Below are 24,723 nucleotides of genomic sequence, written 5' to 3' on the forward strand. Positions count from 1 at the left end.
CCGGGCCGACGACACCTGCGAGAACGCCGGGAGTTCCACTTCGGGTCTGCACTGCTGCCTCGAACGGTATCGAGTGAGCGCGGTGGACCGCTTCCCAGTGCGAAGCACCGGCACAATTAATTGGGTAGGTGGTAACACTCGCCTGAGGATCAAGAGACCGATGTACACAGTTCCAGACACCGCCATCGCGCCGAAGCTGGAGGCGTACCACTTCCACGAACAGGACTGGGAGGACTACGACCAGCTCTACGAGGCGTTCGAGTGGGAGATTCCCGACGAGTTCAACGTCGCGACCTACACGTGCGACCGGTGGGCCGAGGTGGCCCCCGACAGGCCCGCGCTCCTCATCAGGGACGACCCACACGACCAGGGCGAGTACACGTTCGGTGAGCTCCAGCGGGCCGCCAACCAGCTGGCGAACCTCCTCGAGTCGCGCGGCGTCGAGCGGGGCGATCGCATCGGCGTGAACGTCCCGCAGAAACCCGAAGCCGTCGTCGGCCACCTGGCGGCGTGGAAGCTCGGTGCCGTCTCGGTCCCGCTGAGCACGCTGTTCGGCACCGACGGCCTTCGCTACCGTCTGGACGACAGCGGTGCGGTCGCCTGCCTCGTCGACGAGTCGACCGTCGACGTCTACCGGTCGGTCGCCGACGACCTCGACGAGCTGGAGACGGTGCTCACCGTGGGCGACGTCGAACCGCGCGAGGACGACGGCGAGCTGGAGTTCTGGGACGCGCTGAATGGTCACCCCGAATCGTTCGACACCGTGGCGACTGACCCCGACGACGACCTCACCATCTTCTACACGAGCGGGACGACGGGGAACCCGAAGGGCGTCCGTCACGCCCACCGCATGCTGCTCGGACACCTCCCGCTGTTCGCCTCGTGGTTCGTCAGCATGGAGATGACCGAAGACGACGTCTACTGGACGCCCGCCTCCTGGACGTGGATGGGCGGCCTCGGCTGTGTCCTGCTGCCGGCGCTGTTCTACGGGATGCCCACCGTCGGGTGGACCAAGCAGTTCGAGGGGGCGGACGTGTTCGGCCTCATCGAGGAGTTCTCCATCACGAACTTCTGGATTCCGCCGACCGCCCTCCGGATGATGATGCAGGAGGACGAACTGGCGGCACAACACGACGTGAGCACCGTCCGGACCATCACCAGCGGCGGGGAGTCGCTGGGCGGCACCATCGTCGACTGGGTCGAAGAGACGTTCGCCGGGGCGGACATCCACGAAGGCTACGGGCAGACGGAGGCGAACATGGTCGTCGGTGGCTGTGCGCCGCTGTTCCCGATGCGTCGCGGGAAAATCGGCCGGGCGGCCCCCGGCCAGGAAATCGCCATCCTCGACCCCGAGACCGCCGAACCAACCGTCGAGACCGGAGAGGTGGGCGAGATCGGCTTCAAGTACGAGGGCAACCCGACCTGCTTCAAGGAGTACTGGAACAAACCCCGGAAGACGGAGAACAAGATCCGCAACGGGTGGCTCAGAACCGAGGATCTCGGCACGCTCGACGAGGACGGCTACCTCGAGTTCGTCAGTCGGAAGGACGACGTCATCATCTCCTCGGGCTACCGCATCGGCCCCGAGGAGATCGAAGACAGCCTGTCGGGCCACGACGCCGTCGCCGACGTCGGGGTCATCGGTGTCGAGGACGAACAGCGCGGGGAAGTTCCGAAAGCGTTCGTCCAGCTCGCCGACGGCTACGAACCCTCCGACGAACTCGCCGAGGAGCTCCAGCAGTACGTCAAAGACCGCCTGGCGAAGTACGAGTACCCCCGCCGACTGGAGTTCATCGACCAGCTCCCAACGACGGCGACCGGGAAGATTCGTCGTGCCGACCTGCAGACGCGACACGACGAGTAGGTGGGCGTGATTCGAACGTCACGCCCGTAGCCGACCCACGCCCGTCGAAACGTTTTAGTTCTCGAACTGTGCCCAATGAGCATGGCTGATTCGAGCGGTGCGCCAGTCGAGACTGTGACCGTCGTCGGGGCGGGGAGTATGGGCCACGGCATCGCCCAGGTGTTCGCGACTAACGAGTACGACGTGACACTCGTGGACGTCGACCCCGACCAACTCGCGACGGCGACCGACCGCATCGCCGAGAGTCTCGCCCGGTTGGGCGAGGACCCCGACACCGTCATGGAGCGGCTGACGACCACGACCGACCAGGAAGACGGCCTCGTCGGGGCGGACCTGATGGTCGAGGCCGTCCCCGAGCGCATCGAACTGAAGCGCGACATCTTCGAGGCGGCCGACCGTCTCCTCCCGCCGTCGGCAATCCTCGCGACGAACACGAGTACGCTCCCCGTGACGGAGATGGCCGAGGTGACCGACCATCCCGAGCGCGTCGTCGGGATGCACTTCTCGAACCCCGTCCCGCTCATGGAGATTGTCGAGGTGATTCGCGGCGAGGAGACCAGCGACGAGGTCCTCGACACCGCGGTCGCGCTCTCCGAGGCCGTCGGCAAGACGCCGGTGGTCGTGCGAAAGGACGTGCCGGGGTTCATCCTGAACCGCATCAACTACGCCTTCTGGAGCGAGGCGCTGCGCGTCGTCGACGAGGGGACTCACGACTTCGAGGCGGTCGACGCCGCGAATCGACGGCTGGGCTTCCCGATGGGGCCGTTCGAAGTGCTCGACTTCGCCGGCATCGACGTGTTCTACATGGTCTGTGAGGCGTTGCAGGACCGCGACGTCCCCGTCGTCATCTCCGAGACCCACCGTGACCGCGTCGAGGCCGACGCCTACGGGATGAAGAGCGGCCGCGGGTTCTACGACTACCCCGCACCCGGCGAGTACTCGCGGGTCGACATCCCGATGGACCGTCGCTACGAGTACGACCCGCTGCAGATGATCGCGAGCGCGGTGAACGCCGCCGCCTGGCTCCTCGACGAGGACGTCGCGACGAAGGAAGCCATCGACACCTCGATGGAGATCGGGATGAACTGGCCACGGGGCCTGTTCGAGTTCGCCGACGAGTACGGCGTCGACCGTATCGTCGACACGCTCCAGCGACTGTACGACGAGACCGGCCGCGAACAGTACCGCCCTCACGACCTGCTCGTCGAGATGGTCGAGGAGGGTCGTCTCGGCTGGGCCACCGGCGAGGGGTTCTACGACCACGACTACGACCAGGAGACGTTCGGGAGCGTCGAGTACGAGCGCCAAGAGTTCGTCGCGTACGTCACGTTCTCTCGCCCCGAGAAACGTAACGCGATGGACGAGGGGGCCTGGCGCGGGCTTCGGTCGGCGCTAGAGCGGGCCCGCGAAGACGACGCGGTCCGGGCGACCGTCCTCCGTGGCAGCGGCGGGGCGTTCTCCGCCGGCGACGACATCCAGGAGATGCTCGACTGGGAGACCGTCGAGGAGGGGAAGGAGTTCCTCAGCGAAGTCCTGCTGCCGGCCATCGAGGACCTCAGAACTCACCCGATGCCGACCATCAGTCTCGTCGACGGTGTCGCGACGGGTGCTGGCTGCGAGATGGTGCTGTTGAGCGACATGGCCGTCGCCTCGTCCGGAAGTCGGTTCGGCCAGCCCGAGGGGAAGATCGGTGCGTTCCCGCCGATGTGGGCGACCTACGGCGTCACGAACCTCGGGAAGAAGTCGGTGCTGGAACTCGCGATGACCAGTGACCTCGTGACGGCACGAAAAGCGGAGGACATCGGCCTCCTCAACTACGTCCTCGACGGCGACCAGGCGACCGACGTCGCACGAGAACTGGCTCGGTCGACGACCGCTAACGCCCCCGGGTCGAACGCGCTCATCAAGTCGACCTGGACCGGTCTCGAAGCCGACCTCGTCGACGAGTGGTTCGAGGACGCCGCGGAGGACCTCGCCGAACAACTGCTGAGCGAGGAAGGGCGGCACGGACTCGCCGCGTTCCTGAACAAGGAGACTCCGCGGTGGGAGCGGTAGTCAACTGACCGGACAGGACGCCAGTCTCATTCCGCTACGGAACTGTCGAAACACGACCATCGACTCGTTCGCCGGTCGCGCGTTCGCAACGCTTCGCATCGCCAGTCGTTCTCACGTGGCCGACCTGTCGGTGGGACCAGTCGCGCTCCTCGGTGCTGTCGTGTTCAGACGCGGAGTCGGAGTTCCTTCGGTCCCCTGACGAGCGGCGACTGCGTCCACTCGATTTCCTCGGTGGCGAGTTCCATGTCGGGGAACGCCTGGACCAGCGCGGGGAAGGCGACGCGCGCTTCGAGACGAGCCAGGGGTGCACCCAAGCAGTGGTGCGTCCCGTGGCCGAACCCGACGTGCTCCATCGTCCCGCGGGTGATGTCGAACTCCTCGGGGTTCTCGAACTTCCGTGGGTCGCGGTTCGCCGCCGCGAGGCTCAACAGCACCCGTTCGCCGGCCTGTATCTGCTTGCCGTGGAACTCGAAGTCCTCCTTGACGCCGCGCGTGAGCGACTTCGAGGGACCGTGATATCGGAGAATCTCCTCGACGGCACTCGGTGCGACGGCGGGGTCCTCTCGGAGGAGTTCGAGCTGGTCGGGGTGTCGGAGCAGTTCGAGCGTCCCGTTCGCGAGGAGCTTCGTCGTCGTCTCGTGGCCGGCAAACAGTAGCCCCACGACGGTCGCGACCACCTCGTCACGGCTGAGCGTCATCCCGTCGGCCTCCGCCTCGTTGAGGTAGGTGATGAGGTCCTCCTGGGGCTCTTCCTCGCGCTTGACGACGACCTCGCGGACGTAGTCGGCGAACTCCCGGATGCCCGCCTCGGTTCGCTGGTGGCGGTTCTCCGCGTTGTAGTGGTGAAACAGCGTCAGGGCGATGTCCGAGGACCACTCGCCGAGTTTCTCCTCGTCGTCCAGTGGCAACCCCAGGATGCGGGTGATGATCTGGACGGGAAGCGGGTAGGCGAACTCCTCGATGAGTTCGATCTCGTCGGGGTCGCGCCGTTCGATGTCGTCGATGAGGTCCGCCGTCACGCGTTCGACCTTCTCGCGTTGGTCTTTCACCATCGTCGGGTTGAACGCCTCGCCGATGACCGTCCGCAGCTTCGTGTGGTCGGGCGGGTCGAGGTAGAACACCCACTTCGGGAACATGCTCTTCATCTCGGGAATCTCCAGCGAGGAGTTCCGGAGGCGGTCGGCTTCGACCTGCACGGAGAGGTGCTCGTCGTCCTGGAGGCACGTGCGGACGTCGTCGTACCGCGTCACGATCCAGCCTCCCCACTTCTCGTTCCGGTAGACCGGCTCGGTCTCGCGTAACTCGCCGAAGTACTCGTAGGGGCGAGCGATGACCGCGGGATCGGTCAGGTTGTCAGTGACACCCATGAATATAGCTCGTCAGTGTGATGGCGTCAGCATAAAAGTTCTCCTGCGGTCGTGAGCCGCGAGCGACGGTGTCGCTGTCGAGCACGACCGCGGGCCCTTCGCTCGGTTCATCGGAGAGTGGCGTTCGATTCGACCGCGACCGTTCGGCACTGAACGACGAACTTGGTATCACAGACATAGCCTTGTTATTTCTCCGTGATGCCACCCATCGAGTTGGGATTCACACACGGCCATCGAGTTTCCGTGTGAGAACACAGCCTTCGTGATGGTAAACATCGAATCGAGCGGCGTTCGTCGCGTACACTCACCACCGTAGGTCGGGGGTTCGTTACACACGGTTCGTCGCCGGCACCCGGTTGCAAACGTCGTTAGCTGAACTCGTCCGATACTTTCCACCGGAATCTATATTACGGTGGACGAAAACCGTCCTCGTGGTGTTACATCATGGGAGACGTTAGCGTGATACTTGCGTTCGCGCATCCGTTCGCCGTCATCGTGTTCTCGACGCTGTGGACGCTGCACATCCTCAAGAACGACTACAAACAGGCGATCGAAGAGAAACAGGTGGTCCAAGAGCGGGCCTCGGACGACGTCGCTCACGCACAGGGTGAGTGAACGATGGTGAGCCTCGTCGAGGGGGTCTTCTTCGGGACCCTCGTCGTCTACGTCTTCGTCGGAGCGGTGCTCGCTCGGTTCATCGACGTCCCCGAGGACTTCTACGTCATGGACCGGAAAGCCGGGAGCATCCTCATCGCCGGGACGCTGTTCGCCTCCTACATGAGTGCCTCCACGATGATGGGCATCGCCGGCATCGTCTACACGGAAGGCGCGGCGATGTGGCTCGTCATCTACGGGAGTTGGCCGGGCCTGGTCATCGGGATGCTGTACGTCGGCCGCCGACTGCGGAAGCTGAACAACGTCACGATGCCGGACTTCATCGGCGACCGGTATCAGAGTGAACTGGTCCGGTCGGTCGCGACCGTCATCATGATCGTCGGTCTCATCGGCTACGGTGTCATCCAACTCATCGGCGCGGGCTACCTCCTCGCCGACTTCGTCGGCATCCCCTACCAGCAGATCGTCGTCCTGTTCGCCATCGCGCTGATGGTGTTCACCGTCGCCGGCGGGATGTACAGCGTCGTCGTGACGGACACCCTGATGGGCGTCGCGATGATCGTCACCGGTGCGGTCGTCGCGCCGGCAGCCATCTTCGCTGCGGGCGGTATCGAGGTGCTGACGACGACGCTCCCCCAGCAGAACCCCGGCGTCTGGTACGCAGGCGGGGCGAACATGAACATGTCACCCGGCTGGCTCGCCAGCCAGTGGGTGCTCTGGCTGTTCTTCATCATGGTCGCGCCGTGGGTCGTCTCGCGGGCGTTCCCCGCCTCCGACGACTTCGAGTTGATGAACGGGACGAACATCTCGACGTTCCTCGCGACGGGCGTCATCACGGTCCTGTTCCTCGGCGTGATGGCGACGTACGCGCTCAATTCGGGCATCGAGCCGGTCGACAACGTCGTCGTCTGGATGTCGACGAACGTCGTCCACCCGTTCTGGGGTGGACTCGCCGTCGCGGGTATCATGGCGGGTATCCTCTCGACGACCTCGACCATCTTCATCTACGCCGGCTTCGGCCTGTCGCGTGACCTGGTCGAGCGCGTCGGCGGACAGACGCTCACGCAGCGCCAACAGCTCCTCGGCGCACGACTCGCACAGTTCGCCGTCGTCGTCGTGGTGACGGTCATCGCGCTGTTCGAACCGCTCGGTATCTACTGGCTCGCGGCGTGGGCCGGCTCCGTGTTCGCAGTCGCGTGGGCCCCCATGATCATCGCCGGCCTGGAGTGGGAGCGTGCGAACAAGTACGGCGCACTGGCGTCGATGATCGGGGGAACGGCCGCCTACGTCCTGCTCTACCAGGCGACCCAGGCGTGGGGGATGTTCTCCCTCCCGTTCGGAATCGACCCCGTCCTGCCGGCACTGCTCATCTCGACCGTGCTCATGGTCGGCGGGTCGCTCGCGACGAGTACGTCACGGGACGAACGGGCGTTCTTCGACGAGATGAACGACGTTCGGCTCTCCGAAGAGGTCATCGAGCGCCACACGCAGACCGAACTGAAGAAGAAGTACGACCGCACCCGATACATCGCGTACGGGACGCTCGGCGTCGGCACGCTGCTGTTCGGTGGGCTGTTCATCGCCATCGGCATGCCGCTGCTGTAACGCTCCGAGTCGGGGCCGGGAGGACCGCATTTCGACCGTTTTCGTCCGTTCTCCGAGGCGCTTCACCAACGGGCGTCGGACGCCCTCACTCGCCGAACTGGAGGTACCGTTCGACGTTGGTCGCCCGGTCGGTCTCGATCATGTACTCCGCAGTGGTCACTGCCGGGAGGCTCCGGACTCGGTTGACGAGGGCGTCTATCTCCTTGTTGGAGTTGACCGTCGAGATACCGTAGAGGTCGATGGTCCCGAAGCCGCTGCCGACGAACCAGAAGTTCATCTCCGACATCGCCTCGAACACCGCCTGTTTCGCCCCGTCCTCGTGGGCCACCTGCGCGGTCACCATGACGATCTCCCAGTCGTGGCCGTCCGGACGCAGCAGGTGGAAGCTGGTGGTGATCTCCAGTAGTGCCGTCACGCGCCGTCTGACACCTTCGCTGCTCATCTCGATGCCCTCCTCGGCGAGTTGCGTGGAGATGTTCGAGTACGGCGTCCGCGGGTCGTGAGCGAGGATGGAGAGAATCTTCCGGTCGATTTCGTCGATCGCATTCGAGTCGTTGGTCCCCGTCATTGCACGCTCTCACTCCCCCACCAACAAAAAGCATGACATGCGGTTCGTCACGAGACCGGTAGGCGGCGGGTGATTCGAACCGACGGCGAACCGACGGCGAACCGACGGCGAACGGGTAACGAACTGGCGACGAACGGACAACGAACGGGCGGCGACCCCGTTCCTGACTCTCGGGGGCGGTCGATGGTCAGGCGATGGTCGAACGACGTTCGGTCGACGTTCCCGTGTCTCTCGACGCCGTGGGTAGCTATATCACGACCGGCCGAGGGGTTGAACGTATGGACCTCTCTGGGCGAACGGTCGTCGTCACCGGTGGGAGTTCGGGTATCGGTCGGTCGATTTCACTCGCAGCAGCGGACCACGGAGCCGACGTCGTGGTCGCGGACCGCCGACGGGAACCTCGGCGCGACGTGACGCCGACCGTCGAGGCGGTTCGAGACCGCGACCAGCACGCCGAGTACGTCGAGGCCGACGTGACGCGTCTCGACGACCTCCGGGCCGTGGCGGAGACCGCCGACGACTTCGGCGGCCGGTTCGACGCCTGGGTGAACAACGCCGGGTACGGCGCGACCGACACCCTCCGCGAGACGTCCTCGGAGAACTGGCAGCGGTCGGTCGAGACGAACCTCACCGGGACGTTCCACGGCTGTCGTGCCGCAGCGGAGCGACTGCTCCCGAACGGTGGTGGCGCGATCGTCAACCTCGCTAGCGCAGCGGGCGTCATCGGGTTTCTGAACTCGGCGTCCTACAGCGCCGCCAAAGGTGGGGTCATCGCCCTGACTCGGCAGGTCGCCGTCGACCTCGCTCGCGACGATCTCCGCGTGAACGTGGTCTCACCGGGGTTCACCGACACCGAGATGTTTCGCCAGGACACCCACGACGGAATCGAAGAATACGCGACACGGCGCACACCGATGGGGAGAGTGTGCCGACCGGAGGAGATTGCCGATTCGGTCGTGTTCCTCCTCAGCGACGCCGCCAGTTTCGTCACCGGCCACAACTTGGTCGTCGACGGTGGGTACTCCATCAAGTGAACACACCACGTCGAGGACGGTTCGGTCCGTGACCGGTCGTAGTGACGACCACAGGTGTCCACACGCTCCGGGCGGAGTGGTTCGACCAGGCTGTACGAACCGGGTGTATAACGAACCACTAACAGCTACGACAGACGTAGATGGCTCTAGTATCGTACGCTAAGGGCTCCTCGTACAAGTAGGTTTCTCAGTGATGGGAGTCGGGTCTACGTAGTCCATACCCGTCTCGTGTCGCTTCGCAGCTCGATTCACCGTTCTCTACCGAGGTCGGTCCGTGGTCCTCGAGGACCTCGACGCCTCTGCAATCGTCTCCGGTCGTGAGTCTCGGTCCCACTGGATGTCGCGGCGAGTTTACCCGACGTGGAGACAAAAGGCGGCGAGGACACACACCCCTCGTCAAGAGTGTAAACGTCCGAAGGTGGGTGGGGGTTTCCACGAGAAACAGAGGTCGTAAGACGGCGTCGTGGACAGCTATCGTCCACTCCTCGGGGGAACAGACCTCGAGAACGCATGCGCATGATTCCATGGGTTCGAGTCGCACCCAGTGAATGCCGCATTCACTTCACTTGTATGCTGAATGCACTTGGCGAACTGTTCGAACTATGACTATATAAAATCACTAGGTTACGAGCAATCAACGGATACGTTTGGTGGATTGTTCGAGTGAGGAACACTCATCTGCCGTATTCCTTTTCATTGAACCTTCTCCCCTCGATTCTCCACTAATTCTCGACCCGTTACACTCCCGCCCCACCCCCTCACTCGCACGGTTTACACTCTTGACCGGGGGTGTGTGTGGTGGATCTCGCGACGGAACGGTTGGTCCCGATGTCGCTCGTTGAGATAGAACTCCCCCTCCCACCGTCCCGTCGATACACTCTTGACGAGGGGTGTGGGGGGTGAGGCGGACGATATCGTCCCCCACGAAGACCGCGTCCCGGCCCCCCGACGACGTGTCCACGGATACACTCGTGACGAGGGGTGTCGCGCTGGCGCTGCCCTCGGTTCGACCGCTCGCTCGATACACTCTGGGCGAGGGGTGGGGGGTCGACAGTTACACTGGGTGGTTCGTCCCCGTTACACTCGTGACTAGGGGTGGTCCGACGTCGTCGACGTCTTCGAACGGACGCGTCGACGGTCGTGATACGTGGGCGAGTGGTGACCCACTCGACGACGTCGAATCCCAACCGAGACGAGGCACGCTACAGTCTCGAAGCACCCCGAATGACTCCGTCTGACGACCGAGAAGAGACGATGGCTGCACCTACGACAGCACCGATTTACACTCTTGGCGAGGGTGCGAACGGTTAAGTGGGTGGGGTTCAGTGTTCTGTCCACGATGACCGACGAACCGACGGACCTCTCGGACTTCGACGACCGGTTCGAGGACCCTTCCGAGGACCCACTGTTCAGTATCGAGGAAGACCCCGGTCAGGTCGAGATCTTCTCTCGGAAGGAGCTCCTCAAGGTCGGCCACGTTCCCGAGAGCACGCGGATCGTCGGTCGCGACGGCGAGATCGAAGCCGTCGCCGCGGAACTCAGACCCATCGTTCGAGGCGACCCGCCGAACAACGTCATGATCTACGGAAAGACGGGAACCGGTAAGTCCCTCGTCGCCCGTCACGTCACCGAGCGCGCTCGACGCGCCGGCGAGAGCAACGGCATCTCCGTCGGGACGGTGTACGTCGACTGTGCACAGCACAACACCCAGACTCGAGTCGCTCGAACCGTCACCCGGACGCTCAACGAGCGGGCGAACACTCAGTTCACCATCCCTCGGACGGGAATCGGGAGCGGTGAGTACTACGACTACCTGTGGGAGATCCTCGACGCCGCGTTCGACTCGGCGGTGATCATCCTCGACGAGGTAGACCGGCTCGACGACGACGACATCCTGATGCAACTCACGCGCGCCCGCGAGTCCGGGAAGGCCGACTGTCACCTCGGGGTCGTCGCGGTGAGTAACAAGATTGAGTATCGCGACCAGTTGAACGAGCGCGTCAAGTCGAGCCTCCGCGAGGAGGAGTTCGTGTTCCAACCGTACGACGCCAACCAGCTCCGGGAGATTATGGAGCATCGTCGAGACGCCTTCCAGAAGGGCGTCCTCTCGGAGGACGTCATCCCGCTCACTGCGGCGGTCGCCGCCCAGGAACACGGCGACGCGCGGAAGGCTATCGAGATCCTCCGTCACGCGGGCGAACTCGCCGAGCGGGCGAACGTGAGCAGCGTCACGGAGGCACACGTCCGCGACGCCCAGGAGTGGGCGGAGATCGACCGGTTCGAGGAACTGCTCCGCGGGTCGACGACGCAGGTGAAGTTCATCCTCCACTCGCTCGCGACGCTCTCCGACGAGAACCCTGACTCCGAGGGGTTCTCGACCAGTCGCATCTACGACCGCTATCAGGAGGCCGCCGAGAAGACGAACGCCACCGTCCTGAGCGAACATCGGGTGTACGAACTGCTGAAAGAACAGGCGTTCCTCGGTGTCGTCGAGTCGACGCGAACCGGGGGCGGGCGCGGCCAGGGGAGCTACCTCGAACACCGACTCGTCCAGGACACCGACATCGTGCTCAAGTCCGTCCTTCGCGACAGCCGTCTCAAAAAGTTGGCCTGAATACGAGTTCCTATCCTCTGTACATCGCATCCTAGCAGAATCGTCTCCTCGGCATCGTCGTCGCTCGTCCCGTCGGCACCGTTCGTGAGCAAGCCGTCGCCACGTCCGCGGAGAGTTACCCCACAAATTCAAATTTCTCGAACGTGTGGGGTAACTATGGGCCGACCTCCGTGCTCCTCGACGCCTCCGGACCCTCCGGACCTCCCCTCGTACGTCGTCGACCCCCTCGACCGCCAGTCGCCGGACCGCCTCGACGAGATCGCCGAGTACGCGGCGTCGCTCGCGACGTGGAAACGGCGTCGGGAACATACCGACGCTAGTGACCGGCGTGCGGCGGAGGCGGTCGGCGAGGAAGAACTGGGTGTGCTGTCGGAACGCGGGACGTCGACCGACCCGGCCGACTACGAGGACGTCCCGTCGAACGGCGCGTACGTGACGGTCAAGACCACCAAGCGGAGCGACGGGAAGCGTTACCGGTACTACTACTGGCAGTGGCGTGAGGGTGAGACCTGGAACAACGAGTACATCGGACCGGTCGAGGACTCGTCGAGCGACGAGGGGTGACCGTGTCAGTCGTCGGCCGGCGTCTCGACCCACTCGCCGCTGGCGTCGCTCTCCTCGACGGCGGCCAGTAGCTGCTGGACGCGGTAGCCGTCGCCGAACGAGGGGCTGAACTCGGTACCTTCGACGACGCTCGTCAGGAACTCGTAGTTCTCGTGGACGAACGTGTGCTCCCACCCGATGACGTGTCCCGGCGGCCACCAGTGGTCGAGGTACGGGTCGTCCTCGTCGGTGACGAGCACCGTCCGGTACCCACGGTCGTCGCGCTCTTTGACCTCGAGTTCGTTCAGCCGTTCGAGCGAGAACTGGACGCTCCCCTCCGACCCGAGGACGCGAATCGTGTGGTCGTTCTTGTGCCCGCGTGCGACCCGGGAGGCCTCGAACGTCCCCACCGCACCGTTGGCGAACGACGCCTGGGCGGTGTAGGCGTCGTCGACGGTCACCGGTCGCGTCTCGCCGTTCGGGTCGGTCTCGTCGACGGGCCGTTCGTCGGTGAACGTGTGGAGGTGTCCCGACAGGCGTTCGATGGGACCCGCCTGCTCGCCGACGAGGAACCGGGCGAGGTCGAGGGTGTGTGCGCCGAGGTCGCCGAGCGCACCCGACCCCGCGACGGACTCGTCGTTGCGCCAGGACCACGGCGCGTCGTCGTCGGCCAACCAGTCCTGGAGGTACGCGCCGTCGACGTGGCGAATCTCGCCGAGTACACCCTCATCGATGAGACGCTTCGCGTAACGAATCGCCGGGACGAACCGGTAGTTGAACGCGACGCCGGCGGGAACGTCCGCGGCGTTCGCGGCGTCGTTCATTCGCTCGGCCGCGTCGAGGGTGTGTGCCAGCGGCTTCTCACAGAAGACGGGTACGCCGGCCTCCAGCGCGGCGATGGAGAACTCGGGGTGGACGGCGTTCGGCCCGAGGTTGTAGAACACGTCGACGTCCTCGATGGCCGATTCGGGGTCGGTCGACGTGGTCTCGAACCCGAGGCGGTCGGCCGCCTTCGCCAGCGCAGCTTCGTCACGGCCGACGAGGACGTGGCGGTCGGTCGCCGGGGCGTCCGGGAAGAACATCGGCAACCGGGCCAGCGCGTTGGCGTGGGCCTTGCCCATGAACCGGTAGCCGAGGACGCCGACCTTCAGCGAGTCACCGCTCATGCCCAGTACGCCTCTCCGGGGGTCGTCTCGAACACCGCGCGGTCGAGGACGTCGACGGCCTTCTCCAGTCCCTCGCGCGAGGAGGTCAGCGAGTCCTCGTGTTCGATGCTGAGCACGTCGTCGTAGCCGACCATCCGGAGCGTCGAGACGACGTCCTTCCAGTGGGCTTCGCCGTGGCCGTAGCCGATAGAGCGGAACAGCCACGAACGGTCGGCCTCCTCGTCGTAGGGGGTCGTGTCGAGGACGCCCTTCTCGTCGGCCTTGGCCTCGTACACCTTCGTGTCCTTGGCGTGGACGTGGTTGATTGCGTCCTCGTCGCCGAGCAGTCGAATCGCCCGAGGTACGTCGATACCCTGCCAGTAGAGGTGCGAGGGGTCGAAGTTCGCGCCGACGTGGTCGTTGGTCGCCTCGCGCAGGCGGAGCATCCCGTGGGGCTCGTAGACGAGCATGTTCGGGTGCATCTCGATGGCGAGGTCGACGTCGTAGTCGGCGGCGTGTTCGGCGAGGTCCTGCCAGTAGGGAATCGCGACGTCCTCCCACTGATAACGGTGAGCGTCTGCGTGTTCGCCGGGCCACGGCGCGGTCACCCAGTTGGGGACGGCGTCGTCGGGGCCGCCTGCGGGGAGTCCCGAGAAGCAGGTGACGACGCCGACGTCGAGCAGGTCCGCCAGTTCGATGGCCTCGCGCAGTTCGATGTCTGCGGCCTCCGCCTGCTCCGTGTCGGGGTGGAGCGGGTTGTTGTGCGTCGCGAGTGCCGACACGCGCAGGTCGTTCTCGTCGAGGTCCGCTCGTAGCTCCTCGCGAGCGTCCTCGTCGGCCAGCAGCGTCTCGCGCGAGAGGTGGTCCTGGCCGGGGTAGCCACCACTGCCGAGTTCGACGGCACCGACGCCGATGTCGGCGAGATACGCGAACGCCTCCTCGCGGGGCGAGTCGCCCAGCGCGACCGTGAGTACTCCGATGTCCATGTGGACTCCCCTCACGTGGACGGCAAAACGGTTCGGGTGAACGACGACGAACGGTCCTGGGGCGGGTGACCGCTCAGTCCTCGCTCTCGTACGGTTCGCCGACCGCCGAGGGCATCCGGGTCGACCCCCAGACGGTGAGGACGGCGATGACGGCGACGTACGGGAACAGGTCCATCAGCTTGTTCGGGAACGCGATGCCCGCTGTCTGGAACTGGATCTGCAGGTTCTCCAGCCCACCGAACAGGACGGCCGCACCGGCAGCCCCGAGCGGGTTGTAGTTGCCGAACAGGTACGCGACGATGGCTATCCACCCTCGGCCGTTGACCATCGTGTCGCCGGTCCCGTTGAACGACCCCGCGTGGGCGAACAGGACGGCCCCGCCTAGCCCTGCCAGCGCGCCCGAGAAGACGACGGCCGCGAATCGAACGCGAGCGACGTCGATACCGGCGGTGTCGAGCGCCTCGGGGTTCTCGCCGGCGGCCTGGAGCCAGTAGCCGTACTTCGTCCGGAAGAGGACGACCCAGGCGGCGACGGCGACGAGCAGCGCCAGCCAGACCAGCGGCGACGTTTCGAACAGCACCGGGCCGAGGACGGGTATCTCCGAGAGGACCGGGATGGAGACCTGTCGAACGCTGACGAGCCCCGGACTGTTCCGGTTGCCCCAGAGGAGCACTGCGATGAACGGACCGAACCCCAGACCGATGAACCAGACCGCCAGCCCCGCGACGATCTGGTTGCCACGGAACCGGACGAGCAACGTGGCGAACACCACCGAGAGGAGCGTACAGAAGACGACCGCGCCGACGATGCCCACCCACAGGTCTGGTTGGCCGGGCGAGTCGCCGCCGAGCACGAACGCCATCGCCGCGGTCGTGACCGCGCCGAATATCATGAACCCCTCGAGTCCGATGTTGAACACGCCGCTCTTCTCGGCGTAGAGGCCGCCGACGGCCGCCAGCGCGATGGGCGAGGCGGCCCGGAGCGAGCGCTCGGCGAACCCGACCGTCAGAATCGCCCTGAGCGGGACGTCGAGCGCGACGAGCGCGAGCAACACGGCGACGACGAACGCGATGCCGCCGCCGAGTCGATACCTGGTCCGACTGGCGTAGCTGCTCAGGCTCATCGACTCTCACCTCCGAGACCGGTCCGGCGAGCCGCCATCCTGAACAGCTCCGGGATAGCGACGAACAGGACGACGAGCCCGATGATGCCGTCGATGAGTTGGACCGGGACGTCGCTGTTGATGCCGATGTGGGTCCCCGCCGAGTCGAGGCCGCCGAACAGCAAGCCTGCGGGGACGACCCCGAGGGGGTTGTTCGCCGCGAGCAGGCTCACCGCGATGGCGTCGAACCCGTAGGTCGCGATGCCGCCCGGGTCGCTGTAGTACCCCTGAACCATGATGGCGAAGACGGCTCCCGCGACACCGGCGACCATCCCGGAGAACGTCATCGTCGAGACGACGGTCCGCTTCGCGTCGACGCCGGAGTACGCCGCCGCCGACAGTTGATAGCCGCTGGTCACCATGTCGTAGCCGAACCGGGTGCGGGCCATCACCACGGCGACACCGACGACGACGACCAGCGCGACACCGAACCCCACCAACGAGAAGTCGGGGCTGTCGAAGACGACCTGCGGGAGCGAGACGTACTCGGGGAGTCGTGCGGTGTTCGGCGCGCGGTTCCCCTCGCCACGGAACGGCCCCTCGACGAGGTAGCCGACCGCGCCGACGGCGATGAAGTTCAACATGATGGTCGTGATTATCTCGTTGGCCCCGGCGTACGCCTTCAGCACGCCCGGGAAGGCTGCGTACGCGCCACCGGCGAGAACGCCCGCGCCTGTCCCGAGGAGCATCAACGCGACACCGCCGACTGCGCTCTCGGGTAACAGCGGCGCGAGCCAGAGGATAGTGACGACGGTGACGAAGCCGCCGACGACGAACTGCCCCTGGACACCGATGTTGAACACGCCGGCGCGGAAGGCGATGGCGACGGCGACACCCGTCAGGATGGCGAGCGTGCCGAACTTCAGCGTCCGAGCGGTCGCGTTGCTGTCGCCGAACGAGCCCTCGAAGATGTAACCGAGGAACGCGACGGGGTCGTACCCCGAGGCGGCGACGACGAGGAGGCCGATGAACAACGCGAGCGCCGTCGACGCAACCGCCAGAGCGAACCGTTCGACCACGGTCATGTCGAGAGCCCGCTCTGCGAGCGCGTCGAGTCGGTCGCGTACCCGACCGGAGTCCGCGTCGCTCACGACTCGACACCCTCCTCTTCGAGCGCACTGCCGTCGCTCTCGGCGTCGAGTCCGTCGGGTCGTCGACCGGCCATCAACAACCCGAGGTCCTCGTCGGTCACGCCGTCCGGGTCGACGGTCTCGACGAACTCGCCTTCGTACATCACTGCGATACGGTCCGAGAGCGCCCGTATCTCCTCGAGCTTCGAGGAGACGAAGACGATGGCCAGCCCCGCGTCGCGGAGCGCGGCGAGGCGGTCGTGGATGAACTCGATGGAGCCGATGTCGACCCCTCTCGTCGGGTGGGCGGCGACCATGACGTCGGGGTCGTGTTCGATCTCCCGGCCGACGATGAACTTCTGCTGGTTCCCACCGGAGAGCGACCCGGCGCGTGCGTCGGCGGTGGGCGGCTGGACGTCGTACTCCTCGACGATCGACTCGGCGTGGCTCCGGACGGAGGCCCAGTCGACGAACCGGCCGTCGACGAACGGCTCGACGGTCTGGTTGCCCAACAGCGCGTTCTTGACGAGGTCGTACTCCTGGACCAACCCCTCTGTCTGGCGGTCCTCCGGGATGTACGCGACACCAGCCTCGATTCGGCCGCGACGGCCCATCCGGGTGATGTCCCGGTCGTCGAACGTGACGGTCCCCGAGGCGACCGACCGGAGTCCAGTGATGGCCTCGACCAGTTCGGACTGGCCGTTGCCCTGGACGCCCGCGATGCCAAGAATCTCGCCCTCACGGACGGTGAACTCCACGCCACGGACCTGCTCGCGACCGCGGTCGCCGACGACGTGGAGGTCTTCGACGGTGAGCATCGGTCGCCCGGGGTCGGTCGACCGCGGTCGTCGTTCGGTGACGATCTCCCGGCCGACCATCATCCGTGCGAGTTCCTGTTCGGTCGTCGCGTCGGCGTCGACCGTGTCGATGGCCTCCCCATCGCGGAGGACGGTGACGTGGTCCGCAGCGGTCAGTGCCTCGTCGAGTTTGTGCGTGATGAAGATGAGCGACCGTCCGGCGGCGGTGAGTTCCTCCATCACGTCGAACAGTCGGTCGACTTCCTGTGGGGTCAGGACGGCGGTCGGTTCGTCGAGAACGACGACTTCCGCCCCTCGATAGAGGCTCTTGACGATCTCGACGCGCTGACGCGCGCCGAGGTCGAGGTCCCGGACCTTCTCGTCGAGTCGGTCGTCGACGTCGAAGTCGTAGCGACGACAGATGTCGGTGACGTCTGCTCTCGCGGTCGACTCGTCGACCAGTCCCCGCTCGGTGGGCTCGTGACCGAGGACGACGTTCTGGAGGACGGTCATCGGCTCGACGAGCTGGAAGTGCTGGTGGATCATCCCGACGCCGGCGGCCATCGCGTCGCGCGGGGAGTCGAACTCGCGTGGCTCGCCGTCGACGACGACGGTACCTGCGTCCTTCTCGTAGAGTCCGTAGAGAACGCTCATCAGTGTCGTCTTCCCCGACCCGTTCTCGCCGAGCAGCGCGTGGACGGTTCCCCGTTCGAGCGTGAAGTCGACGCCGTCGTTCGCGACGACGTCGCCGAACCGCTTCGTGATGCCCCGCAGTTCGACCGCCGGTGGCTGTGCGTCAGGTGTCATGGTGTTCGTGGGTCGTCATCGCGGTGAGAGTCGAACGGCGGTCGCCGTCAGTTACACCCCGACGCCGAACACGGGACGGTGATGTCGCCGCCGGTGATGCCGTCTTTGGCCTCCTGGAGGTTCTGGGAGACAGCGTCGGGGAGCTGTCCGTCGTAGGACTGGCCGATGACGCAGTCGACGGCCTCCTCCTCGAGACCGAGCGTGTTCTGCCCGGAGACCTCCTCGAAGTTCCCCTCGGCGACGGCGATAGCTACCTCCCGGGTCCCCTCGTTGATGTACTTCACCGCGGAGCCGAGGATGACGTCCTGGAAGTCCGGGAGCGTCTGGGACTGGTCGGCGTCGACGCCGATGGCGAGGCGACTGTTGTCCTGGGCGGCCTCGAAGACGCCCCGGCCGGCGGCCGCCGCGGCGTGGTAGACGATGTCGGCTCCCGCGTCGTACTGCGAACTCGCGATGTCGGCGGCGGTGCTGGTGTCGGTGTAGTTGCCGATGTAGCCGACGTTCACCTCGACGTCCTCGTTCACCCACTGCGCGCCTGCGACGTACGACCGCTCGAAGGCGTTGATGAGCGACCCGTCCTCGCCGCCGACGAACCCGATCTGCGCCGTCCCCGGCTCGGTCGAGTTGCCTTCGACGCTCAGCTCTTGGGTCGTCACCGTCCCGCCGAGGACGCCGGCGAGGTACGACATCTCGTGGTTGGCCCACGAGTAGCCGGCGACGTTGGGTTCGTCGACGTAGTCGTTGATGAGCATCCAGTTCTGGTCGGGGTAGTCGGCGGCGTTCTGGCTCAACCCCTGCGTGTGGTTGTACGAGACCAAGACGATGAGGTCGTAGTCACCGCTCTGTGCGAGTTCGGCCTGGGTCGACTGGTACTGGGACTGCTCGGTCTCCTCGACCTGGTTGATCTCGATGTCGTACTCCTCGGCGGCCGTGTTGAGTCCCTCCAGTGCGAGGTCGTTGAACGCGTTGTCGTCGAACCCCGCCGGACTCGATACGATGGCGACGTTCGTCGCACCCTCACCGCCGCTGCCGTTGCCAGAACCGTTGCCGTCGCCACCGTCGTCGCCGAGACAGCCGGTGAGTGCGGCCGTCCCGGCGAGAGCAGCCCCGGAGGCGAGGAAGGTTCGTCTGTCGAGCGCGCCGTTCGGTGTGTCGTCGGTACGTCCGCCCCGTTCGTTCGGTTCGAGGGCCATGATATCGTGAAACGTTAACACGTTAACGCATAAATATTTGCACGGTGGCGTAATTTCTTCCGTGAAGTCACAAATAAATTGAACAGTCCGGGCGAAACGACCGCCCTCGTTCGACGGGACCGCGGGGTTGAGGGCCACGTCGAGGAGGGGTCGTCGTGCCGCACGCGTCGTCGACGGTCGATGGTCGGCGGCTACTCCTCAGTCGTCGGCGAGCGACTCCTGGCTCGCAGCGCAGTTGTTGGGCCCGAGTTCGAGTTCGAACGCCTCCTCGTCGTCGACGCTCCGTCGCCCGAGGTTGGTCTCGATGACGTCCTCGTAGTTGGCTGGGCGCGGGGGCATGTCGGCGAGCACGATGTCGACGAACGCCTCTCTCTCGAGCGATAGCGCGTCCATCCGCTCGCGCAGACTACCGAGCGTCGCCGTGTAGCTCCCGTCCTCGGCGGCCGTGGCGGCGTCACTGAAGTGCGCCGGGGCGACGAGCGTGTCCTCGGGGAGCGAGAGGATACGCTCTTGGAGCGTCTCGTGGAGCGTCCGTGCCGCCTCGCGTGCGCCGTCCTCGCCCTCTTCGAGGTCCGGGCGAGCGACGCTCTCGGTGAACAGGCCGTCACCCGTCGCGAGTAGCGAGTCGCCGACGAGGTAGGACGTCATCCCGCTGGTGTGTCCCGGCGTGTGGAGCACCTCGACCGCCGCCTCACCGACGGCGAGTACGTCACCGTCCTCGACGGTGTCGGTGTCGTCGTCGTAGGTGATACCCCGTTCGGCGGCAGGGGCGGGGACGACGCCGCGGACACCCGCCTCGTCGAGCGTCCGGACGCCGCTGACGTGGTCGGCGTGGACGTGCGTGTCGAGGGCGTACACCAACTCGGTGTCGAGTGCGGCGGCGTCCTCACGGTAGCGGTCGGCGAACGCTCGAAGCGGGTCGACGACCGCCGCCTCGCCGTCGGAGACGACGAGGTACGACAGACTGCCCGAGGAGGGACGCTGGTACTGGTAGACGGTCCCCGGGCCGTCGTAGGCGGTGACCTCCACCCGCTCGAAGATGCGTGCCCAGCCGTTCATTCCGTCGTCGAGGTGGATGACGTCGCGGCCGGCGTCGGCGAGCGTCCCGGCGACGAACTCGCTCGCTCCACCTTTCGCACAGAGCACCACCAGTGGGTCGCCCTCGGGGACGCGGCCCAACAGGTCGTCGTCGGCACCGTCGAGGAACTCGAAGTACGGGACGTTGACGACGTCGACTGACTCGCCGTCGATGTGCCACTCCTCGAAGTCGGCGGCCATCCGTGCGTCGAGGAGTGTCACCGCCTCGTCCGCGTCGATACGCTGTTTGAGTTCGCTCGGTTCGATAGCCGTCACCGTCGCGTCGGGCGTCGGGAAGTTGTCGGGATTCATTCACCCACAACTCGTGGGCGCAGTCAAAAAAGAATTGCGTATAGTGTACAAGATTAAATTCGGGTATTCGTTCGTCGATGCACTTCGACCATCTCCTCCACACCGCTCGTCTGTGGGGTTGAAGGAACGAACGTACGAAGAGGATACCCAATATGCGTTCTGTGTACTACCCCAGACGGAGGTCGGACGACTGCGGCACTCGTCCTGTCGGTGGGGTCCCTTCGAAGCGTCTCACCGACCGACTCTGGCCGAGCTGAATTGCAACGAGTGGTCAATACCACGTCTAGCTCTCTCGTCTGGAACGGGCGACCTCGCTATCGGGGGTGTCGACCGGCGACGGTCAGCTTTAACCGCTGGCTGTTCCACCTGTCGACGTATGAGTACACGTCGCGAAACGGACGGAGAGCGCTCCACTGGCGTCCTGCCGTGCTCGGATGTGGTCCACGAGGTGAACCGATGAGCGAGGAGGTCGTGAAGCTGCTCGCCGAACGCACCGGTCGAAAGCTCGGCGACGCGAACATGAACGTCGAGCAGTTCGACGCCATCGACGAGCGGACGCTGTTCGTCGGGTACGCCGGCCACTCGGACGACCCGTCGCTGGTGATGCGGGCGACGGCACGCCCGGTCGTCGCGGCGTTCGCGGTCGCGATGCGGGAACTCGACTGGCCCGAGGACGTCGACGGACTCGTCCTCCGCGCGTACGACCCGACCGAACCCCAACACAGACGCGAGGGTGCGCTGGAGTGGGAGGTCTCGCGGAGCGTCGCCGAGCGGTATCTCGCCGCCTCGGAAGGCGAGAGCGAAGCGGGTGACGGCCAGCCGTCCGAACAGCCGGACGCCGTCGTGAACGAGGCGGTCGAGACTGCCCGGATGGTGTACGCCGACGGGCACGTCGAACCGATCTCGTTCGACGACCTGTCGTAACGGAGACGACGTGCTCGCCCGTGGCGACCCACGTCACCCCACCGAACGGTCGTCGTCCTCACACCGTTCGACTCAGCTCAGCGGGTAGCGTTTGACGTCCGAGCCGAACAGCGTCCCGAGATACAGTGCCCCGTCGTGAGGGGTCGCGGAGGTGACGCCGAAGACGTCCCCGTCGGGGTCGTGGAGGCTCTCGACGACGTTGCCGTCCTCGTCGAACCGAACGACGAGCCCGTAGGGTTCGATATCGATCTCGGTCGCGGAGTCGGGGAGTTTCCCCAGTTGACGGATCACCCACGGGTATCGGTGGAGCGTGTCGAGGATGTCGGCACGGAGACTCGGAATGGCCACCCAGTACGTCCCGTCACCGTCGGTGTCGATGTTGTCCGGGAAGCCGACGAGCGCCTCGGCGAACGGTTCGTGTTCGCCCGCGCGGTCACCGTCGACGAAGAACTGTGTGATTCGATACCGTGAGGTCTCGGTGACGAGCAGTGACTCACCGTCGGGACCCGGAACGACGCCGTTCGCGAACCCGAGTCCCTCGAGTTCGACGCTCGTCTCCTCGGAGTCGGGGTCGTACGCGAGGAGGCGGCCGGTGTCGCCCAACTCCCAGAGTTCGTCCTCGAACCGTCCGTGGACGGTCGCGTCGGTGAAGTACACGGTACCGTCGTCGGCCACGTAGATGTCGTCGGCGAAGTTGATGGGCCGGCCGTCGGCCGACGCGGCGAGCGTCGTCACCTCGCCGTCGGTGTCGACGGAGAGCAGTCCCGCACCGGTCCCCGCGACGAGCAGGTCCTCGCCCTCGAACGTCAACCCGAGCGGTCGCCCGTCGGTCTCGGCGAACACCTCGACGGTCGCGTCGGTCGTCTCGTCGTCCACCGGGTCGACCGTCCGATACATTCGCCCGTCCTCAGCACCCGTGTAGAGACGGCCGTCCGCGTCGAACGCGACGTCTTCGGGGCCGTCGACGCTCACGACCGTGTCGAGGCCGCTGAGTTCCTCGCCCGCCGCGAGCGCGCCCGCCATCGCCGGCGGGTCCGGGGCCCGCCACCCGACGGGGTCGAGGCGCGACTCCTGCGAGCGGTTCACCGCGGCGACACCGGCGACCACCAGCCCCGCGGCGAGCACTGGATGTCTCCGAATAGGTCCGAACACCATGACCGTTCTCCACACGGCCCCCGCTGAAAGCTGTTCCCGTCGCGACAAGACGTCGCGCCGTCGCCGACTATCGGTGAGCAGCGTGCCCTTCGTGCGTGATACGGTCACGAGCGCGACGAGTCCCGCCGGTAGTGGGTCGGAAAAACGAGAGAGGGAGAGTGGTTACGCGGTGTCGGAGTCGGTGTTCGTGTTGCGGCTCTGCGTCGACTGCTCGGTGTCGGCGTCCGAGGAGGCGTCGGCCGCCGCCTCCTCCTCCTCGTCCGTCCCCAGCGTGTCGCCCTTCATCTCCTGGAGCTCGTTCTCCATCTCTTCACGGCCCTTCTTGAACTCGCCCATCGCCTGGCCCGACGACCGGGCCAGTTTCGGCAGCTTGTTCGCCCCGAACAGCAGGACGATGATGAGCAAGACGACGAACACTTCGATACCCCCGGGGATGCCGGGGAACAGTGGTACAGTCGGTGGCATGGTTCGAATCGCTACCTGACCATTCGGCTTGCCACTTGTAGGTCTTCCCCCAATACAGTGAGCCTCGATACGGTCGAATTCCCACGATTTCCGAGACGTTCGCCCCGATTCGAGGCGTCCGAGCGCCGCTCGACCTCGCGGTTAGCCACCTCTTACTCGCCGGTCGGCGATGGTTATGGGGGTCATACGACGCTGCTCGCGCCCGTTACGTCGCGATTCGTCCCCGGTCGACGGGGTCCGCGCGTGGCCGAGGGTGGGTGCCGCCCATCGTCCACCGGCCGGTCACTGAGTCGATTGCGTGGCTGTTCGGCCGTCGAACAGGTGGTCGCTGGTCCTCGGGGACAGCGAGGAGGTCTCTGAATTTGGCCCTGCGCGCTCGCGGGTGCGCGCGGTGTAGAGCAGAGTCAGATTCGAAACGGGAATCGGAGACGGTCCGGTCAGAGCGAGACGCGGGCGAGAAACTGCGAACTCGGAGAACGACCGGGAAGCTGGTTCGATTACTTGCGGTATCGTTTGGCGGCGATACTCAGACGGTTGTAGCCCTGCGAGGCGACGTAAGTTCCCGCCGTCGAGACGAACTTCGCTGGGTTGGTAGCGAACCGCTCGATGTACCGACTCCCTCTGGTGAACGTCTCGGCGACGAAGCCCGGACGGACCATCTCGTTGGTCTCGAAGCAGTACACCGGCCGCTTCGCGCGTTCGGCGAGTTTCCCGGCCAACCGCTCGTCGCTCTCGACGAACAGGGTCGCGTCCGTCGAACTGTAGACGTCAGCCTTGAACGCGACGTGTGCGCTGTCGTCACCGCGCCCGGAGACGTCGCCCGCGCCCGCCATCACGAGTTCGTCGTACTCGATGTCGTGGTCCGCGAGCCACTGTTCGGTCTCGGGCCGGTACCGCTCGGCGCGGGTGGTGACGATCCAGCCGATTCGTTCGCTGGGGATGATGCGTGGCTCGACGGTTCGGATGTACTCTCGGTAGTCCGCTCCTCCGTCGTCCTCTTCTGGTGTCGGGTCACGACACAGTACGCCTTCGAGGTCGAAACAGGAACTCGTCACGATGGGGTGGTGCATCAGGTTCCACTCGAACACGCGCGGGAGCGTGACGACCTCCCCCCAGTAGTCGACGAAGTTGTGACCGCGCTGCGAGATGAACACCGCGGCGTACTCCAACTCGAACGGAAGGTCCTCCTCGTCGAGTCGCTCTTTGGTCTCCGTCATCGCTGCCCCCGAGTTGACCGAGTCGTCCAGCACCAACACCCGGTCGACGTCTTCGAACGAGTCGATGCCGTCGTACCGGTGGCCCGTCTGCAGCAGTCGCCCCTCGCAAAGACCGTCGATGTCCGTCATCGGGCGGTCGAGATACAGA

The 24,723-nt window shown here is 65.5% G+C and carries 20 protein-coding genes; 8 read left to right on the forward strand and 12 right to left on the reverse strand.

What is annotated here, in order from left to right:
- The first annotated feature begins 160 nt into the window (after positions 1–160).
- The gene (locus M1L36_RS12930; protein WP_250874169.1) at positions 161–1,864 is read left to right on the forward strand and encodes an acetate--CoA ligase; all 1,704 of its coding nucleotides are present in this window, start codon (positions 161–163) and stop codon (positions 1,862–1,864) included.
- An 81-nt stretch (positions 1,865–1,945) separates the two neighbouring features.
- Positions 1,946–3,919: a 3-hydroxyacyl-CoA dehydrogenase/enoyl-CoA hydratase family protein gene (locus tag M1L36_RS12935; RefSeq protein ID WP_250874170.1), complete on the forward strand. Its 1,974-nt coding sequence runs from the start codon at positions 1,946–1,948 to the stop codon at positions 3,917–3,919.
- 164 nt (positions 3,920–4,083) lie between these two features.
- Here M1L36_RS12935 and M1L36_RS12940 read toward each other — a convergent pair whose 3' ends face one another.
- Positions 4,084–5,286, reverse strand: a complete 1,203-nt coding sequence (locus M1L36_RS12940) for a cytochrome P450 (RefSeq protein WP_250874171.1) — start codon at positions 5,284–5,286, stop codon at positions 4,084–4,086.
- Between the two features lie 444 nt (positions 5,287–5,730).
- On the opposite strand from M1L36_RS12940, the gene M1L36_RS12945 reads away from it, so the two are divergent.
- On the forward strand, positions 5,731–5,901 hold the full coding sequence (locus M1L36_RS12945; protein WP_250874172.1) for a hypothetical protein: 171 nt from the start codon (positions 5,731–5,733) through the stop codon (positions 5,899–5,901).
- A 3-nt stretch (positions 5,902–5,904) separates the two neighbouring features.
- The gene (locus tag M1L36_RS12950) at positions 5,905–7,506 is read left to right on the forward strand and encodes a sodium:solute symporter family protein (protein WP_250874173.1); all 1,602 of its coding nucleotides are present in this window, start codon (positions 5,905–5,907) and stop codon (positions 7,504–7,506) included.
- A gap of 85 nt (positions 7,507–7,591) precedes the next feature.
- Here M1L36_RS12950 and M1L36_RS12955 read toward each other — a convergent pair whose 3' ends face one another.
- Positions 7,592–8,074, reverse strand: a complete 483-nt coding sequence (locus tag M1L36_RS12955) for an Lrp/AsnC family transcriptional regulator (protein WP_250874174.1) — start codon at positions 8,072–8,074, stop codon at positions 7,592–7,594.
- 278 nt (positions 8,075–8,352) lie between these two features.
- On the opposite strand from M1L36_RS12955, the gene M1L36_RS12960 reads away from it, so the two are divergent.
- From M1L36_RS12960 to M1L36_RS12970, 3 genes are all read left to right on the forward strand, one after another.
- Positions 8,353–9,108 (forward strand): SDR family NAD(P)-dependent oxidoreductase, encoded by a 756-nt coding sequence (locus M1L36_RS12960; RefSeq protein ID WP_250874175.1) that lies wholly within the window; start codon positions 8,353–8,355, stop codon positions 9,106–9,108.
- A gap of 1,339 nt (positions 9,109–10,447) precedes the next feature.
- The gene (locus tag M1L36_RS12965) at positions 10,448–11,722 is read left to right on the forward strand and encodes a Cdc6/Cdc18 family protein (RefSeq protein ID WP_250874176.1); all 1,275 of its coding nucleotides are present in this window, start codon (positions 10,448–10,450) and stop codon (positions 11,720–11,722) included.
- Positions 11,723–11,878: 156 nt separating this feature from the next.
- Entirely contained in the window at positions 11,879–12,286 is a 408-nt protein-coding gene (locus tag M1L36_RS12970) for a hypothetical protein (RefSeq protein WP_250874177.1), read from the forward strand.
- A gap of 5 nt (positions 12,287–12,291) precedes the next feature.
- Here the strand turns inward: M1L36_RS12970 and M1L36_RS12975 are convergent, their stop codons facing one another.
- From M1L36_RS12975 to M1L36_RS13005, 7 genes are all read right to left on the reverse strand, one after another.
- Positions 12,292–13,431, reverse strand: coding sequence for a Gfo/Idh/MocA family protein (locus M1L36_RS12975; RefSeq protein WP_250874178.1), 1,140 nt, complete (start codon positions 13,429–13,431; stop codon positions 12,292–12,294).
- Positions 13,428–14,396, reverse strand: coding sequence for a sugar phosphate isomerase/epimerase family protein (locus tag M1L36_RS12980; RefSeq protein WP_250874179.1), 969 nt, complete (start codon positions 14,394–14,396; stop codon positions 13,428–13,430). Before M1L36_RS12980 ends, M1L36_RS12975 begins: the two co-directional genes overlap by 4 nt.
- 73 nt (positions 14,397–14,469) lie before the next feature.
- A complete protein-coding gene (locus M1L36_RS12985; protein WP_250874180.1) occupies positions 14,470–15,519 on the reverse strand; it encodes an ABC transporter permease in 1,050 nt (349 codons plus the stop codon).
- The gene (locus M1L36_RS12990; RefSeq protein WP_250874181.1) at positions 15,516–16,649 is read right to left on the reverse strand and encodes an ABC transporter permease; all 1,134 of its coding nucleotides are present in this window, start codon (positions 16,647–16,649) and stop codon (positions 15,516–15,518) included. The genes M1L36_RS12985 and M1L36_RS12990 overlap by 4 nt, the downstream gene beginning before the upstream one ends.
- On the reverse strand, positions 16,646–18,232 hold the full coding sequence (locus tag M1L36_RS12995) for an ABC transporter ATP-binding protein (protein WP_250874182.1): 1,587 nt from the start codon (positions 18,230–18,232) through the stop codon (positions 16,646–16,648). The genes M1L36_RS12990 and M1L36_RS12995 overlap by 4 nt, the downstream gene beginning before the upstream one ends.
- 47 nt (positions 18,233–18,279) lie before the next feature.
- A complete protein-coding gene (locus tag M1L36_RS13000) occupies positions 18,280–19,425 on the reverse strand; it encodes a BMP family lipoprotein (protein WP_250874183.1) in 1,146 nt (381 codons plus the stop codon).
- Between the two features lie 198 nt (positions 19,426–19,623).
- Positions 19,624–20,814: an MBL fold metallo-hydrolase gene (locus M1L36_RS13005; RefSeq protein ID WP_250874184.1), complete on the reverse strand. Its 1,191-nt coding sequence runs from the start codon at positions 20,812–20,814 to the stop codon at positions 19,624–19,626.
- A gap of 456 nt (positions 20,815–21,270) precedes the next feature.
- On the opposite strand from M1L36_RS13005, the gene M1L36_RS13010 reads away from it, so the two are divergent.
- Entirely contained in the window at positions 21,271–21,738 is a 468-nt protein-coding gene (locus M1L36_RS13010; protein WP_250874185.1) for a hypothetical protein, read from the forward strand.
- 72 nt (positions 21,739–21,810) lie between these two features.
- Here the strand turns inward: M1L36_RS13010 and M1L36_RS13015 are convergent, their stop codons facing one another.
- The 3 genes from M1L36_RS13015 to M1L36_RS13025 form a co-directional block, all read right to left on the reverse strand.
- Positions 21,811–22,893, reverse strand: coding sequence for an SMP-30/gluconolactonase/LRE family protein (locus M1L36_RS13015; protein WP_250874186.1), 1,083 nt, complete (start codon positions 22,891–22,893; stop codon positions 21,811–21,813).
- Between the two features lie 162 nt (positions 22,894–23,055).
- Positions 23,056–23,358 (reverse strand): twin-arginine translocase TatA/TatE family subunit, encoded by a 303-nt coding sequence (locus M1L36_RS13020; RefSeq protein ID WP_250874187.1) that lies wholly within the window; start codon positions 23,356–23,358, stop codon positions 23,056–23,058.
- A gap of 497 nt (positions 23,359–23,855) precedes the next feature.
- Positions 23,856–24,723: HAD family hydrolase (locus M1L36_RS13025; protein WP_250874188.1), on the reverse strand; the 868-nt coding region annotated here is incomplete at its 5' end.

The organism is Halomarina rubra, assembly GCF_023699475.1.
Classification (GTDB): domain Archaea; phylum Halobacteriota; class Halobacteria; order Halobacteriales; family Haloarculaceae; genus Halomarina; species Halomarina rubra.

Excerpts from the sequence above, each read along its gene's own strand:
- M1L36_RS12930 (WP_250874169.1), top strand. The coding sequence starts at position 161 with ATGTACACAGTTCCAGACACCGCCATCGCGCCGAAGCTGGAGGCGTAC.
- M1L36_RS12935 (WP_250874170.1), top strand. The coding sequence starts at position 1,946 with ATGGCTGATTCGAGCGGTGCGCCAGTCGAGACTGTGACCGTCGTCGGG.
- M1L36_RS12940 (WP_250874171.1), bottom strand. The coding sequence starts at position 5,286 with ATGGGTGTCACTGACAACCTGACCGATCCCGCGGTCATCGCTCGCCCC.
- M1L36_RS12945 (WP_250874172.1), top strand. The coding sequence starts at position 5,731 with ATGGGAGACGTTAGCGTGATACTTGCGTTCGCGCATCCGTTCGCCGTC.
- M1L36_RS12950 (WP_250874173.1), top strand. The coding sequence starts at position 5,905 with ATGGTGAGCCTCGTCGAGGGGGTCTTCTTCGGGACCCTCGTCGTCTAC.
- M1L36_RS12955 (WP_250874174.1), bottom strand. The coding sequence starts at position 8,074 with ATGACGGGGACCAACGACTCGAATGCGATCGACGAAATCGACCGGAAG.
- M1L36_RS12960 (WP_250874175.1), top strand. The coding sequence starts at position 8,353 with ATGGACCTCTCTGGGCGAACGGTCGTCGTCACCGGTGGGAGTTCGGGT.
- M1L36_RS12965 (WP_250874176.1), top strand. The coding sequence starts at position 10,448 with ATGACCGACGAACCGACGGACCTCTCGGACTTCGACGACCGGTTCGAG.
- M1L36_RS12970 (WP_250874177.1), top strand. The coding sequence starts at position 11,879 with ATGGGCCGACCTCCGTGCTCCTCGACGCCTCCGGACCCTCCGGACCTC.
- M1L36_RS12975 (WP_250874178.1), bottom strand. The coding sequence starts at position 13,431 with ATGAGCGGTGACTCGCTGAAGGTCGGCGTCCTCGGCTACCGGTTCATG.
- M1L36_RS12980 (WP_250874179.1), bottom strand. The coding sequence starts at position 14,396 with ATGGACATCGGAGTACTCACGGTCGCGCTGGGCGACTCGCCCCGCGAG.
- M1L36_RS12985 (WP_250874180.1), bottom strand. The coding sequence starts at position 15,519 with ATGAGCCTGAGCAGCTACGCCAGTCGGACCAGGTATCGACTCGGCGGC.
- M1L36_RS12995 (WP_250874182.1), bottom strand. The coding sequence starts at position 18,232 with ATGACACCTGACGCACAGCCACCGGCGGTCGAACTGCGGGGCATCACG.
- M1L36_RS13000 (WP_250874183.1), bottom strand. The coding sequence starts at position 19,425 with ATGGCCCTCGAACCGAACGAACGGGGCGGACGTACCGACGACACACCG.
- M1L36_RS13005 (WP_250874184.1), bottom strand. The coding sequence starts at position 20,814 with ATGAATCCCGACAACTTCCCGACGCCCGACGCGACGGTGACGGCTATC.
- M1L36_RS13010 (WP_250874185.1), top strand. The coding sequence starts at position 21,271 with ATGAGCGAGGAGGTCGTGAAGCTGCTCGCCGAACGCACCGGTCGAAAG.
- M1L36_RS13015 (WP_250874186.1), bottom strand. The coding sequence starts at position 22,893 with ATGGTGTTCGGACCTATTCGGAGACATCCAGTGCTCGCCGCGGGGCTG.
- M1L36_RS13020 (WP_250874187.1), bottom strand. The coding sequence starts at position 23,358 with ATGCCACCGACTGTACCACTGTTCCCCGGCATCCCCGGGGGTATCGAA.